At 53.9% G+C, this 12,905-nt stretch carries 16 protein-coding genes and 1 other annotated feature; of the genes, 11 read left to right on the forward strand and 5 right to left on the reverse strand.

Features of this window, described 5'->3' with window-relative positions:
• Window positions 1-24: 24 nt before the first annotated feature.
• Window positions 25-561 (forward strand): YniB family protein, encoded by a 537-nt coding sequence (locus tag OTG14_RS04955; protein WP_267214675.1) that lies wholly within the window; start codon window positions 25-27, stop codon window positions 559-561.
• A 36-nt stretch (window positions 562-597) separates the two neighbouring features.
• On the opposite strand, the gene OTG14_RS04960 is transcribed toward OTG14_RS04955, so the two are convergent.
• From OTG14_RS04960 to pfkB, 3 genes are all read right to left on the reverse strand, one after another.
• Window positions 598-1,458 (reverse strand): fructosamine kinase family protein, encoded by an 861-nt coding sequence (locus OTG14_RS04960; protein ID WP_024909435.1) that lies wholly within the window; start codon window positions 1,456-1,458, stop codon window positions 598-600.
• Window positions 1,459-1,563: 105 nt separating this feature from the next.
• Window positions 1,564-1,854, reverse strand: coding sequence for a type V toxin-antitoxin system endoribonuclease antitoxin GhoS (gene ghoS / locus OTG14_RS04965; protein WP_047648044.1), 291 nt, complete (start codon window positions 1,852-1,854; stop codon window positions 1,564-1,566).
• Between the two features lie 105 nt (window positions 1,855-1,959).
• On the reverse strand, window positions 1,960-2,892 hold the full coding sequence (gene pfkB, locus OTG14_RS04970) for a 6-phosphofructokinase II (protein WP_267215191.1): 933 nt from the start codon (window positions 2,890-2,892) through the stop codon (window positions 1,960-1,962).
• A 295-nt stretch (window positions 2,893-3,187) separates the two neighbouring features.
• On the opposite strand from pfkB, the gene OTG14_RS04975 reads away from it, so the two are divergent.
• A complete protein-coding gene (locus OTG14_RS04975) occupies window positions 3,188-3,946 on the forward strand; it encodes a DUF481 domain-containing protein (protein WP_024909432.1) in 759 nt (252 codons plus the stop codon).
• 80 nt (window positions 3,947-4,026) lie between these two features.
• On the opposite strand, the gene yniD is transcribed toward OTG14_RS04975, so the two are convergent.
• Both yniD and yncL read right to left on the reverse strand, forming a co-directional pair.
• Entirely contained in the window at window positions 4,027-4,134 is a 108-nt protein-coding gene (yniD, locus tag OTG14_RS04980) for a small membrane protein YniD (RefSeq protein ID WP_008500658.1), read from the reverse strand.
• Between the two features lie 98 nt (window positions 4,135-4,232).
• Window positions 4,233-4,505, reverse strand: a complete 273-nt coding sequence (gene yncL / locus OTG14_RS23735; RefSeq protein ID WP_080350507.1) for a stress response membrane protein YncL — start codon at window positions 4,503-4,505, stop codon at window positions 4,233-4,235.
• A 142-nt stretch (window positions 4,506-4,647) separates the two neighbouring features.
• Here yncL and thrS point away from each other — a divergent pair, with 142 nt between their 5' ends.
• The 9 genes from thrS (at window position 4,648) to btuC (ending at window position 12,904) form a co-directional block, all read left to right on the forward strand.
• On the forward strand, window positions 4,648-6,576 hold the full coding sequence (gene thrS, locus OTG14_RS04990; RefSeq protein WP_008500657.1) for a threonine--tRNA ligase: 1,929 nt from the start codon (window positions 4,648-4,650) through the stop codon (window positions 6,574-6,576).
• Between the two features lie 3 nt (window positions 6,577-6,579).
• Window positions 6,580-7,122 carry a translation initiation factor IF-3 gene (gene infC, locus OTG14_RS04995; protein WP_023616141.1) on the forward strand — a complete coding sequence of 181 codons (543 nt, stop codon included), beginning with the start codon at window positions 6,580-6,582 and terminating at the stop codon, window positions 7,120-7,122.
• Between the two features lie 97 nt (window positions 7,123-7,219).
• Window positions 7,220-7,417, forward strand: coding sequence for a 50S ribosomal protein L35 (gene rpmI, locus OTG14_RS05000; RefSeq protein ID WP_003030583.1), 198 nt, complete (start codon window positions 7,220-7,222; stop codon window positions 7,415-7,417).
• 51 nt (window positions 7,418-7,468) lie between these two features.
• Window positions 7,469-7,825 carry a 50S ribosomal protein L20 gene (gene rplT, locus OTG14_RS05005; RefSeq protein WP_000124850.1) on the forward strand — a complete coding sequence of 119 codons (357 nt, stop codon included), beginning with the start codon at window positions 7,469-7,471 and terminating at the stop codon, window positions 7,823-7,825.
• 117 nt (window positions 7,826-7,942) lie between these two features.
• Window positions 7,943-8,067: a sequence feature (Phe leader region), on the forward strand.
• Window positions 7,948-7,992 (forward strand): pheST operon leader peptide PheM, encoded by a 45-nt coding sequence (pheM, locus tag OTG14_RS05010; protein WP_001386830.1) that lies wholly within the window; start codon window positions 7,948-7,950, stop codon window positions 7,990-7,992. (Overlaps the previous feature by 45 nt.)
• Before the next feature lie 62 nt (window positions 8,068-8,129).
• A complete protein-coding gene (pheS, locus tag OTG14_RS05015) occupies window positions 8,130-9,113 on the forward strand; it encodes a phenylalanine--tRNA ligase subunit alpha (RefSeq protein ID WP_010426091.1) in 984 nt (327 codons plus the stop codon).
• A 15-nt stretch (window positions 9,114-9,128) separates the two neighbouring features.
• On the forward strand, window positions 9,129-11,516 hold the full coding sequence (pheT, locus tag OTG14_RS05020) for a phenylalanine--tRNA ligase subunit beta (protein WP_267214676.1): 2,388 nt from the start codon (window positions 9,129-9,131) through the stop codon (window positions 11,514-11,516).
• 4 nt (window positions 11,517-11,520) lie between these two features.
• Entirely contained in the window at window positions 11,521-11,820 is a 300-nt protein-coding gene (ihfA, locus tag OTG14_RS05025) for an integration host factor subunit alpha (protein ID WP_003857805.1), read from the forward strand.
• Between the two features lie 103 nt (window positions 11,821-11,923).
• On the forward strand, window positions 11,924-12,904 hold the full coding sequence (gene btuC / locus OTG14_RS05030) for a vitamin B12 ABC transporter permease BtuC (RefSeq protein ID WP_248272207.1): 981 nt from the start codon (window positions 11,924-11,926) through the stop codon (window positions 12,902-12,904).
• The last annotated feature ends 1 nt before the right edge of the window (window position 12,905 follow it).

A 12,905-nucleotide genomic window follows, 5' to 3' on the forward strand; every position in this document is an offset into this window, starting at 1 on the left:
ACGCGTCTTTATGAAGAGGAACTGATGACGTATCAACAAGCTGGACGCATTGCGGTCTTAAAACGTATTGCTGGCTGGGTGATTTTTATTCCTGCCGTCATTTCTACGCTGATTTCTGTACTCAAATTTATGTACGATCACAGCGAAAAACAGCCGGGTATCAATGCGGTAATGCTTGATTTCGCTCATGTCATGATTGAGATGATGCGTTTTAATACGCCATTTTTGAATATCTTCTGGTTTAACTCACCCACCCCGGATTTTCATCAACAGCTGAATATCGGCTTCTGGGTGATATACGCCCTGATCTTTGTTGCGCTGGCACTGCAGGCCTCTGGCGCGAGAATGAGCCGCCAGACGCGCTTTTTACGCGAAGGCGTTGAGGATCAGTTGATTCTTGAGCAGGCCAAAGGCCCGGAAGGCATGAGTCGGGAGCAGATCGAATCCCGTATTGTTGTGCCGCGTCACACCATTTTCCTGCAAATTTTCCCGCTCTATATCCTTCCCGTAATCATCATTGTGGCGGGATACTTCTTCTTCTCACTGCTCGGTTTTCTGTAAGCGATAAGGGTGGCGGCAAGGCCACCCGTTCGCGTCTCAGGCGGCAAGCATGCGCTCAAGCGCCCGCTGGGCGTTAACCAGGTGTTCTCCGCCAAAAAGAATGGCGCGGTTCATCAGCGTATAAAGCTGATACACCGGCTGGCGGTCGAGGAAGCCGGGCGGCAGGGGAGAAACAGACTGGTATCCGTCGTATATTTGCGGCGGCTGCTCCGGATGAAGCGGCAGCATGGCAAGATCGCACTCTCTGTCACCCCAGTAGCAGGCCGGGTCGAAGATGTAGGGGCCGTTGGGACCCAGCGCGCAGTTATCGGACCACAAATCGCCGTGAAGCAGAGACGCCTGGGGTTGGTGGGAGGCCAGACGCTGTTGAACGTGCTCGACGATGGCATCAATATTGCCAAATTCCAGCCCTTTCTCGGCGGCCAGCTCAAGCTGCCAGCCAATGCGCTGCTCGGCAAAAAATGTCGACCAGCGACGCTGCCAGGCGTTGGGCTGTGGCGTGGTAGAGAGATCGTTGTCAAAATCGAGACCAAACTGCGGCTGGTCGCTCCATTGATGGAGGCGCGCTAACTGTTGGCCGAGGATAAACGCATTATGGGCATCCAGCGGTCGGGCGGGGAGATATTCCATGACCAGAAAACTGTAATCGCGGTCGCTACCGACGGCCAGCACCTGCGGGACCGTCACCGTTTTACTGCGCGACAACAGCTCCAGTTGGTCGGCTTCGGCGGTAAAGATCGGAAGCAGTTCTCGCTCATCGCACTTAACGAAAAGATCGCGTCCTGCGTAGCGTAAATGCCACGCGGCGTGGATCTCACCGCCTGGCAGTTCGTTACGCAGTTCAATTTCACCTTCACCCAGCTGCTCACGTAAAAGATGACTGATAGCCTGCCACATGTTGTCTCTCCCATGTTGTCTGCCAGATCATAAAGTTAGCGCATAATGGCGGTAAAAAAATACGAACTAACGCACACCTGAGCGGTTTAAATTCATACAGCGCACTTATTGTTCTTTTTTCCGCCAGCTTTCCCAGGTATCCACGTCAATTTCGGCAGGCTTGTCGGTCACGCTCTCTACCAGACTGGCGGCCAGCGCATGAACCTCTTCCTGGCTCAGGGCGCCGATGAGACCAAATGCCAGGGTGCCTAAATCATGAATATTGCCCTCGTCATCCGTGAGCGTGAGGAGAAAATTAGCCCGGGTGAAGGCGTTGTTGAGCTCATTCAGCTCGGTCAGCGATGCTTCATGAAGGTTGATGGTCACGACGTAACGTGTGATGTCACCACTGCTCATAATTCACCTCATTGTTATCATGGAAGTTTTCTTAGCATAGTCGATAGTTTGCGTTTGGCGACTCAGAGCGGACATTCCCCTCCGTAAAGACGAAGGGGAAAGGCGTTAATTTCGGGACAGGTAATCGACGATTTTTTGCGTATCGGCAAGTGAGCAGAGACGCGTGCCCTGATTGATAGTTGCGGCGCTACCCGCCGCCACGCCGTAGCGCGTCATTTCCAGCAGAGACGCGCCCTGCGCCAGTTTTAGCGTCATCGCGCCCACCATGCTATCGCCCGCACCAACCGTGCTCTGGCTCTTCATCGGCGGTGGGACAACCTGAAAGGACGACGTTTCATCGACGGCCAGCGCCCCCTGAGGACCAAGGGAAACGACTACGCGTCGCGCTTTGCCGCTGCGTACCAGCTCCTGCGCGGCGGTGCGAACATCATCAGGCTGCGTCAGTTCGCGGTTGACCAGCGCGCTTAACTCTTTCTGGTTGGGTTTGACCAGCTCAAGATTGCCCGGCACCAGGGCCGCCTGCAGGGCCTCGCCGCTGCTGTCGACAATGCAGCGGATGCCGCGTTTCTGTACCGCCTGAATCAGCGCCGTTAATTTTTCCGTGCTGACGCCGGGCGGCAGGCTGCCGCTTACCACCAGCAGCGCGCCGCTTTCTATCGTCAGCACTTTCTCTTCAAGCTGACGAAACTCGTTATCGCTGAGTTTCGCGCCCGGCATGACAAAACGGTACTGCTCGCCGCTGGACTCCACGTGGACATGCAGGTTTTGCCGCGTCCAGTCTTTGGCCTCGACGGTCTCTACGGCTACCTGTTCATCTGCCAGCAGAGAGACCAGGTGTTCACCGGTGGCACCGCCTGCGGGGAAAATTGCGGTGGCTTTGCCCCCGAGGTGGGTAATAGCGCGCGCCACGTTGATCCCGCCGCCGCCGGGCTCGAAGACCGGAGCGCTACAGCGCAATTTACCTTCCGGGTAAATCTGCGGCGTCAGGGTGGCGGAATCCAGGGAAGGGGAGAGCGTCAGGGTATAGATAGAAACCATCATTACCTCCTTTTAGTATGGGTTCTTATTAGCCTGGCACCATTTGACAGGAAGGCAATGTAAATAACAGTATGATTTTAAATATGAATACTGACAAAAAGTGAGGCGGGGTATATATAAAATAAAACGCTTTTTGAGATCGTTCTTATTCAAAAAATGAAATAAGAAAACATTGCTATGTTATTTGCGGCTTTTTATAATTTGTTACCTTTCTCTGGACGCCTTGTCATTGATCCTCAAGAAAGATTCCGGGACCGTGTGGTCTCTTTTTTTGTTGTACGGACTCCTTAATAAAATGAAGCTTTTAAAGACAGTGCCCGCTGCACTGATGCTGGCGGGTGGCGTGTTTGCGGCTATGAACGCGACCGCTGATGATACCGTTTTTACTGTCATGGACGATCCTTCCACCGCGAAAAAACCGTTTGAAGGTAACCTCAACGCCGGGTACCTGGCACAATCCGGTAACACGAAAAGCTCTTCTCTGACGGCGGACAGTACGCTCACCTGGTACGGCAACACCACCGCCTGGTCTCTGTGGGGTAATGCCAGCAACACTTCCGCAAATGACGAACGTTCTTCCGAGAAATATGCGGTAGGCGGACGTAGCCGTTACAACATGACCGACTATGACTACCTGTTTGGACAGGCAAGCTGGTTAACCGACCGTTACAACGGTTATCGCCAGCGTGATGTGTTCACCGCCGGTTATGGTCGCCAGTTCCTGAACGGTCCGGTACACAGCCTCCGTTTTGAATTCGGTCCGGGTGTGCGTTATGACGAGTACACCAATGGCGATACCAAAACTCAACCGCTCGGTTACGCTTCCGGTACCTATGCCTGGCAGATGACTGATAACACCAAATTTACCCAGGGTGTTTCCGTATTTGGTGCCGACGACACGACGCTGAACTCTGAGACGGCGCTGAACGTGGCTATCAACGAACACTTTGGTCTGAAAGTGGCCTACAACGTGACCTGGAACTCTTCACCACCAGAAACCGCGCCGGATCATACCGACCGCAGAACCACGGTTTCACTGGGTTACAGAATGTAATAAAAGCGGGCCGATGTTGCTGTCGGCCCGTTTATTGTCTGTGGCTATTTGACGTCCCTTCTGATGACCTGTCTTCGCCCCTAGCCCCAAATCATTGCCGCCCAACGGAGTAGCAGCATTGCGCCGCAGATGGCAATCAGCACCAGCACCATTTTCCAGTGTTTTACGGCAAATCGTTTTGTTGGCATAACCTAATCCTTGTTCGTTGATACCCACAGTCTACCAAACAGGGCCGAAATATGCCCCTTCTCGGGATCGATTGGGTTATGCCAGCATAGGGTTCGGCTCAGAACCAGTGGAATCGTTCGGCGAGAATCAACAATAAACCTGTGGCGGAAAGGACATTCAATATCACAACCGTTCTGCTGGATACGTTCATGGTATGCACCTTTGGGTTTAAGGACCTGTTCAAGAGTAGCTCAGCATCTTCGAAATGCGAGCGCAGGGGAGAAGCAACCCGCAAATTCGTACGAAAGTGCCAGCCCATCAATCTGGCCGCAGAGGGTGCAATCTCCTTTGCGTTAGTGTTAACATTACGTCGCTTGCCGTAAATCCACATTAATCTGAATTCGGCAGGTGAATGATGACGAACCAATTTGACGATTGTTGGTCAGATGGTGTCGTAATCTATTGTCAAATCACGATTATTTTCTTTGTATATGCTCTTATGTGTGGGGCATCACTGCAAATAAGGATATAAAATGCCTGTAATTACTCTTCCTGATGGCAGTCAACGCCATTTCGACCGTGCTGTTAGCCCAATGGATGTTGCCCTGGACATTGGTCCTGGTCTCGCGAAAGCGACTATCGCTGGCCGTGTGAACGGTGAGCTGGTGGATGCCTCCGATCTGATCGAAAACGATGCGACGCTTGCCATCATCACCGCGAAAGACGAAGAAGGTCTGGAGATCATTCGTCACTCCTGCGCGCACCTGTTAGGCCATGCCATCAAACAGCTGTGGCCAAACACCAAAATGGCGATCGGTCCGGTTATCGACAACGGTTTCTACTACGACGTTGACCTCGACCACACCCTGACTCAGGAAGATATCGACGCGCTCGAAAAACGCATGCACGAGCTCGCCGAAACCAACTATGACGTCATCAAGAAGAAAGTCAGCTGGCACGAAGCGCGTGAAACCTTCGTGAAGCGCGGCGAGAGCTACAAGGTCTCTATTCTTGACGAAAACATTTCGCATGATGACAAGCCTGGCTTGTACCATCACGAAGAATACGTCGACATGTGCCGTGGACCGCACGTGCCGAACATGCGCTTCTGTCATCACTTTAAGCTGATGAAGATCGCAGGCGCCTACTGGCGTGGCGACAGCAACAACAAGATGTTGCAGCGTATTTATGGTACCGCGTGGGCCGATAAAAAAGCCCTGAACGCGTACCTGCTTCGTCTGGAAGAGGCGGCGAAGCGTGACCACCGTAAAATCGGCAAGCAGCTTGACCTGTACCACATGCAGGAAGAAGCGCCGGGTATGGTGTTCTGGCATAACGACGGGTGGACTATCTTCCGTGAACTGGAAACTTTTGTACGCTCCAAGCTGAAAGAGTACCAGTATCAGGAAGTGAAAGGCCCGTTCATGATGGACCGTGTGCTGTGGGAAAAAACCGGCCACTGGGACAACTACAAAGATGCGATGTTCACCACCTCGTCTGAGAACCGTGAATACTGCATCAAGCCAATGAACTGCCCGGGCCACGTTCAGATCTTCAACCAGGGTCTGAAATCCTACCGCGACCTGCCGCTGCGTATGGCGGAGTTCGGTAGCTGCCACCGTAACGAGCCATCAGGTGCGCTGCACGGTCTGATGCGTGTTCGTGGCTTTACGCAGGATGATGCGCATATCTTCTGTACTGAAGATCAGGTCCGTGACGAAGTTAACGCCTGTATTCGTATGGTCTACGATATGTACAGCACCTTTGGCTTCGAGAAGATCGTGGTCAAACTCTCAACGCGTCCGGAAAAACGTATCGGTAGCGATGAGACCTGGGATCGCGCAGAAGCGGATCTCGCCGTGGCGCTGGAAGAGAACGGCATTCCGTTCGAATACCAGCTGGGCGAGGGCGCATTCTACGGTCCGAAAATTGAATTTACCCTGTATGACTGCCTCGATCGCGCATGGCAGTGCGGTACTGTACAGCTGGACTTCTCCCTGCCGCAGCGTTTAAGCGCCTCTTATGTTGGCGAAGACAACGAACGTCAGGTACCGGTAATGATTCACCGTGCCATTCTCGGTTCTCTGGAGCGCTTCATCGGCATCCTGACCGAAGAGTTCGCCGGCTTCTTCCCAACCTGGCTTGCGCCAGTGCAGGTCGTGGTGATGAACATTACCGATTCTCAGGCGGATTACGTTAAAGAATTGACGCAGAAACTACAAAATGCGGGCATTCGCGTAAAAGCAGACTTGAGAAATGAGAAGATTGGCTTTAAAATCCGCGAGCACACTTTACGTCGTGTCCCGTATATGTTGGTCTGTGGTGATAAAGAGGTGGAAGCAGGCAAAGTTGCCGTTCGCACCCGCCGTGGTAAAGACCTGGGCAGCTTGGACGTAAGTGAAGTGATTGAGAAGCTGCAACAAGAGATTCGCAGCCGCAGTCTTCAACAACTGGAGGAATAAGGTATTAAAGGCGGAAAACGAGTTCAAACGGCACGTCCGAATCGTATCAATGGCGAGATTCGCGCCCAGGAAGTTCGCTTAACAGGTCTGGAAGGCGAGCAGCTGGGGATTGTGAGTCTGAGAGAAGCAATCGAAAAGGCTGAAGAAGCTGGAGTAGATTTAGTTGAAATCAGCCCTAACGCCGAACCGCCAGTTTGTCGTATCATGGACTACGGCAAGTTCCTTTATGAAAAGAGTAAGTCTTCTAAGGAACAGAAGAAGAAGCAAAAAGTTATCCAGGTTAAGGAAATCAAATTCCGTCCTGGTACCGACGATGGCGATTATCAGGTAAAACTCCGCAGCCTGATTCGCTTTCTGGAAGATGGCGATAAGGCCAAGATCACACTGCGTTTCCGCGGTCGTGAGATGGCCCACCAACAGATTGGTATGGAAGTGCTTAACCGCGTCCGTGACGATCTGAGTGAACTGGCAGTAGTCGAATCCTTCCCTACGAAGATCGAAGGCCGCCAGATGATCATGGTGCTCGCTCCTAAGAAGAAACAGTAAGGCCTTCAAGCAGCAAAATCTGTGGAGCCTTCGGGTTTCATAGGTTTTGTTCGCCTATGTTTCGTTTATTTAACAATGCGAAGTGGAAGTTATTAAGATGCCAAAAATTAAGACCGTACGCGGTGCTGCTAAGCGCTTCAAAAAAACCGGTGGTGGTGGATTTAAGCGTAAGCACGCAAACCTGCGTCATATTCTGACCAAAAAATCTACTAAGCGTAAACGTCACCTGCGTCCAAAAGGCCTCGTTTCTAAAGGCGATCTGGGTCTGGTTATCGCGTGCCTGCCGTACGCATAAGCCGTTAACGTTTAATTTTTTTACTAAGAATATAGATACAGGAGAGCACATATGGCTCGCGTAAAACGTGGTGTAATTGCACGTGCACGTCACAAGAAAATTTTGAAACAAGCTAAAGGCTACTACGGTGCGCGTTCACGCGTTTACCGCGTTGCCTTCCAGGCTGTTATCAAAGCAGGTCAGTACGCTTACCGTGACCGTCGTCAGCGTAAGCGTCAGTTCCGTCAACTGTGGATTGCGCGTATCAACGCAGCAGCACGTCAGAACGGTATTTCTTACAGCAAATTCATCAACGGCCTGAAAAAAGCCTCTGTTGAAATCGACCGTAAGATCCTGGCTGACATCGCAGTATTCGACAAAGTAGCGTTCACCGCTCTGGTCGAAAAAGCGAAAGCAGCACTGGCATAAGCCAGTTGAAAGAGGGGGCTTTGCTCCCTCTTTTCATTTAACACCATCAGAAGATTGACATTTATCCGTCCAGGCTTTTCAATAAGGTCTTAACGGTTTTTACCCAACAAGGTAACGCAAGCATGAATGCTGCTATTTTCCGCTTCTTCTTTTACTTTAGCACCTGACTTCAGGAGGCTAGCGCGTGAAAGATGAAACGAAAAACAGCGCCAGATAAGCCTCCCGATGGAGGCTTTTTTTGTGCCTGAATTTGAGAGAATAACTCCACCAAATCGGTGTCTGCACCGACATAATGAGGAAAATCATGTCACATCTCGCAGAGCTGGTTGCCAGTGCAACAGCCGCCATTAATCAGGCCTCAGATGTTGCCGCGTTAGACAATGTCCGCGTCGAATATCTTGGGAAGAAAGGGCATCTGACCCTTCAAATGACAACCCTGCGTGAGCTGCCGCCAGAAGAACGCCCGGCTGCGGGTGCGGTGATTAACGAAGCCAAAGAGCAGGTACAGCAGGCGCTGAACGCGCGCAAAGCCGAGCTGGAAAGCGCGGTGCTGAATGCGCGTCTGGCCGCGGAGACGATCGACGTTTCTCTGCCGGGTCGCCGCATCGAAAACGGCGGTCTGCACCCGGTTACCCGCACCATCGATCGCATTGAAAGTTTCTTCGGTGAGCTCGGCTTTACCGTGGCGACTGGCCCGGAAATCGAAGATGATTACCACAACTTCGACGCCCTGAACATTCCAGGCCATCATCCGGCACGCGCTGACCACGACACTTTCTGGTTCGACGCTACGCGTCTGCTGCGTACCCAGACCTCCGGCGTTCAGATCCGTACCATGAAGGATCAGGAGCCGCCAATCCGCATTATCGCGCCGGGCCGCGTCTATCGTAACGACTACGATCAGACTCACACCCCAATGTTCCACCAGATGGAAGGTCTGATCGTTGATAAAAACATCAGCTTTACCAACCTGAAGGGCACGCTGCACGATTTCCTGAACAACTTCTTTGAGGAAGATCTGCAGGTTCGTTTCCGTCCGTCCTACTTCCCGTTCACCGAACCGTCTGCAGAAGTTGACGTGATGGGTAAAAACGGCAAATGGCTGGAAGTGCTGGGCTGCGGCATGGTGCATCCAAACGTGCTGCGCAACGTGGGTATCGATCCGGAAGTTTACTCCGGCTTTGCCTTCGGCATGGGTATGGAGCGTCTGACTATGCTGCGTTACGGCGTGACCGACTTACGTGCATTCTTCGAAAACGATCTGCGTTTCCTCAAACAGTTTAAATAAGGGCAGGACAGAACAATGAAATTCAGTGAACTGTGGTTACGCGAGTGGGTGAACACCACGCTGGACAGCGACGCGCTTTCTAACCAGATCACCATGGCGGGTCTGGAAGTGGACGGCGTTGAGCCGGTTTCCGGTGCCTTCAACGGCGTGGTCGTCGGCGAAGTGGTAGAGTGCGGCCAGCACCCTAACGCTGACAAACTGCGCGTAACAAAAGTGAACGTGGGCGGTGACCGTCTGCTGGATATCGTCTGCGGTGCGCCAAACTGCCGTCAGGGCCTGAAGGTGGCCGTGGCGACCGTCGGTGCGGTGCTGCCGGGCGATTTCAAAATTAAAGCGGCTAAGCTGCGCGGCGAGCCGTCTGAAGGCATGCTGTGCTCCTTCTCCGAGCTGGGTATTTCCGACGACCACAACGGCATCATTGAGCTGCCGCTGGATGCGCCAGTCGGCACCGATATCCGTGAGTACCTGAAGCTTGATGACAACACCATCGAAATCAGCGTCACGCCAAACCGTGCCGACTGCTTAGGGATCATCGGCGTGGCGCGCGATGTTGCCGTGCTGAACCAGACCGAACTGAACGCGCCGGACATTGTGCCGGTTGAAGCGACCATCAGTGACGTGCTGCCTATTCAGGTTGACGCTGCGGATGCCTGCCCGCGCTACCTCGGTCGCGTGGTGAAAGGCATTAACGTAAAAGCGGCAACCCCGCTGTGGATGAAAGAGAAGCTGCGTCGCTGCGGTATCCGCTCTATCGACGCCGTGGTTGACGTGACTAACTACGTTCTGCTGGAGCTGGGCCAGCCAATGCACGCGTTCGATAAAGATCGTATCGACGGCGGCATCGTTGTGCGCATGGCGAAAGAGGGTGAAACCCTGGTTCTGCTGGACGGCAGCGAAGCGAAACTGAACGCCGACACCCTGGTGATTGCTGACCACAGCAAAGCGCTGGCAATGGGCGGTATCTTCGGGGGCGAGCATTCAGGCGTGAACGACGAGACGCAAAACGTCCTGCTGGAATGCGCGTTCTTCAGCCCGCTCTCTATCACCGGTCGCGCACGCCGTCACGGCCTGCACACCGATGCCTCTCACCGCTACGAGCGCGGCGTTGACCCGGCGCTGCAGTACAAAGCGATGGAACGTGCGACTCGCCTGCTGATCGACATCTGCGGCGGTGAAGCGGGCCCGGTTATCGACGTCACCCACGAAGCGACACTGCCGAAGCGTGCCACCATTACCCTGCGCCGCAGCAAGCTGGATCGCCTGATTGGCCATCACGTTGCCGATGCGCAGGTGACCGACATCCTGACGCGTCTGGGCTGCGAAGTGACCGAAGGCCAGGACGAGTGGAAAGCCGTTGCGCCATCATGGCGTTTCGACATGGAAATTGAAGAAGATCTGGTGGAAGAAGTGGCCCGCGTTTACGGCTATAACAACATCCCTGACGAGCCTGTCCAGGCAGGTCTGGTGATGGGCACCCACCGTGAAGCCGACCTGTCCCTGAAGCGTGTGAAAACCATGCTGAATGACAAAGGCTACCAGGAAGTGATCACCTACAGCTTTGTGGATCCAAAGCTGCAGCAGCTGATCCACCCGGGCCAGGAGGCGCTGATCCTGCCAAGCCCAATCTCCAGCGAAATGTCCGCGATGCGTCTGTCTCTGTGGACGGGCCTGCTGGGCACTGTCGTTTATAACCAGAATCGTCAGCAAAACCGCGTGCGAATTTTCGAAAGCGGTTTGCGCTTTGTACCGGATAATCAGGCAAATTTAGGCATCCGTCAGGATCTCATGCTGGCTGGCGTCATCAGCGGCAACCGCTATGAAGAGCACTGGGACCTGGCAAAAGGCACGGTTGATTTCTACGATATGAAGGGCGATCTGGAAGCAATTCTGGATCTGACCGGTAAATTATCTGAAATTGAATTCCGCGCAGAAGCCATCCCGGCACTGCATCCGGGCCAGAGCGCAGCTATCTATTTAGACGGCAAACGCGTTGGTTTTATTGGAGTTGTTCACCCTGAGCTGGAGCGCAAGCTGGACCTGAACGGCCGTACCATCGTGTTCGAGCTGGAATGGAACCCGGTGGCTGACCGCGTTATTCCTCAGGCTCAGGACGTCTCCCGCTTCCCGGCAAACCGCCGTGATATCGCGGTTGTGGTCGCGGAAAATGTGCCCGCAGCAGATATTTTGGCCGAATGTAAGAAAGTTGGCGTAAATCAGGTAGTTGGCGTAAACTTATTTGACGTGTACCGCGGCAAGGGCGTAGCAGAAGGTTTCAAGAGCCTCGCTATTAGCCTTATCCTTCAGGATACCAGCCGTACACTCGAAGAAGAGGAGATTGCCGCTACCGTCGCCAAATGTGTAGAGGCATTAAAAGAGCGATTCCAGGCATCATTGAGGGATTGAACCTATGGCGCTTACAAAAGCTGAAATGTCAGAATATCTGTTTGATAAGCTTGGGCTTAGCAAACGGGATGCCAAAGAGCTGGTAGAGCTGTTTTTCGAAGAGATCCGTCGTGCTCTGGAAAATGGTGAGCAGGTAAAACTCTCCGGTTTTGGCAATTTTGATTTGCGAGACAAAAACCAACGTCCGGGCCGCAACCCGAAGACGGGGGAAGATATTCCCATTACAGCCCGCCGCGTGGTGACCTTCAGACCCGGCCAGAAGTTAAAAAGCCGTGTCGAAAACGCAACGCCCAAAGCAGAGTAATATGAACTAACTAAAAAGGCCGCCCACGCGGCCTTTTTTCTTTGCGCTCTCCGGCAAACCCGCCGTAAAATCAATTACATCTCACGCTACTAAAACCGTACACATGCTTGATTATGCCCATCGCCAGCACCGTTCCGATAAGCGTCGCCTGCTTTTGCTGGTGCTATTGCTCATTATCGCCGCGGCCGTGAGCCTCTGTGCCGGAGACCGATGGATAGGGCCTGAAAGCTGGTGGGGGCCGGACGGGCAGCTCTTCGTCTGGCAAATTCGCCTGCCGCGCACCGTCGCGGTGGTTCTGGTGGGTGCCGCGCTGGCGCTGTGCGGCACCATTATGCAGGCGTTGTTCGATAATCCGCTGGCGGAGCCCGGGCTGCTTGGCGTGTCGAACGGGGCAGGCGTGGGGCTGATTGCGGCGGTGATGCTGGGCGGGGGAGACCTCTCCGGATGGAGTATTAGCCTGAGCGCTATTCTCGGCGCATTGCTGATCACAGCGATCCTTCTTCGCTTCGCCAGACGGCACTTATCGACCAGCCGTCTGCTGCTTGCCGGCGTGGCGCTGGGGATCATCTGTAGCGCGTTGATGACCTGGGCGGTCTACTTCTCAACATCTTTTGACTTGCGTCAGCTGATGTACTGGATGATGGGCGGCTTTGGGGGCGTTGACTGGCACCAGGGCTGGCTGATGGCGCTGCTGGTACCGGTCATCGTGTGGGCTGCCCTTCAGGCGCAGCCGCTGAATATGCTCGCGCTGGGTGAAACCTCTGCCCGCCAGCTCGGCATGCCGATTGGGTTCTGGCGTAATGTGCTGGTGATCGTCATTGGCTGGCTGGTTGGCGTCAGCGTGGCCCTGGCGGGCGCGATCGGTTTTATCGGGCTGGTTATTCCGCACATGCTGCGTCTGTGTGGCCTCACGGACCATCGGACTCTGCTTCCGGCCTCGGCGGTCGCCGGGGCCGTCACGCTGCTGGTGGCCGATATCATCGCCCGGCTAGCCCTGACGGCCGCAGAGCTGCCGATTGGCGTGGTGACCGCCACGCTGGGCGCGCCGGTCTTTATCTGGCTACTATTAAAAGCTGGACGTTAAA

Origin of the sequence: Enterobacter pseudoroggenkampii, from assembly GCF_026420145.1 — a bacterium.
GTDB classification, from domain to species: domain Bacteria; phylum Pseudomonadota; class Gammaproteobacteria; order Enterobacterales; family Enterobacteriaceae; genus Enterobacter; species Enterobacter pseudoroggenkampii.

Excerpts from the sequence above, each read along its gene's own strand:
- pfkB (WP_267215191.1), bottom strand. The coding sequence starts at position 2,892 with ATGGTTTCTATCTATACCCTGACGCTCTCCCCTTCCCTGGATTCCGCC.
- pheT (WP_267214676.1), top strand. The coding sequence starts at position 9,129 with ATGAAATTCAGTGAACTGTGGTTACGCGAGTGGGTGAACACCACGCTG.
- yncL (WP_080350507.1), bottom strand. The coding sequence starts at position 4,505 with ATGTGGATTTACGGCAAGCGACGTAATGTTAACACTAACGCAAAGGAG.
- yniD (WP_008500658.1), bottom strand. The coding sequence starts at position 4,134 with ATGCCAACAAAACGATTTGCCGTAAAACACTGGAAAATGGTGCTGGTG.
- OTG14_RS04960 (WP_024909435.1), bottom strand. The coding sequence starts at position 1,458 with ATGTGGCAGGCTATCAGTCATCTTTTACGTGAGCAGCTGGGTGAAGGT.
- OTG14_RS04975 (WP_024909432.1), top strand. The coding sequence starts at position 3,188 with ATGAAGCTTTTAAAGACAGTGCCCGCTGCACTGATGCTGGCGGGTGGC.
- rpmI (WP_003030583.1), top strand. The coding sequence starts at position 7,220 with ATGCCAAAAATTAAGACCGTACGCGGTGCTGCTAAGCGCTTCAAAAAA.
- OTG14_RS04955 (WP_267214675.1), top strand. The coding sequence starts at position 25 with ATGACGTATCAACAAGCTGGACGCATTGCGGTCTTAAAACGTATTGCT.
- thrS (WP_008500657.1), top strand. The coding sequence starts at position 4,648 with ATGCCTGTAATTACTCTTCCTGATGGCAGTCAACGCCATTTCGACCGT.
- ghoS (WP_047648044.1), bottom strand. The coding sequence starts at position 1,854 with ATGAGCAGTGGTGACATCACACGTTACGTCGTGACCATCAACCTTCAT.
- rplT (WP_000124850.1), top strand. The coding sequence starts at position 7,469 with ATGGCTCGCGTAAAACGTGGTGTAATTGCACGTGCACGTCACAAGAAA.
- ihfA (WP_003857805.1), top strand. The coding sequence starts at position 11,521 with ATGGCGCTTACAAAAGCTGAAATGTCAGAATATCTGTTTGATAAGCTT.
- pheS (WP_010426091.1), top strand. The coding sequence starts at position 8,130 with ATGTCACATCTCGCAGAGCTGGTTGCCAGTGCAACAGCCGCCATTAAT.
- btuC (WP_248272207.1), top strand. The coding sequence starts at position 11,924 with ATGCTTGATTATGCCCATCGCCAGCACCGTTCCGATAAGCGTCGCCTG.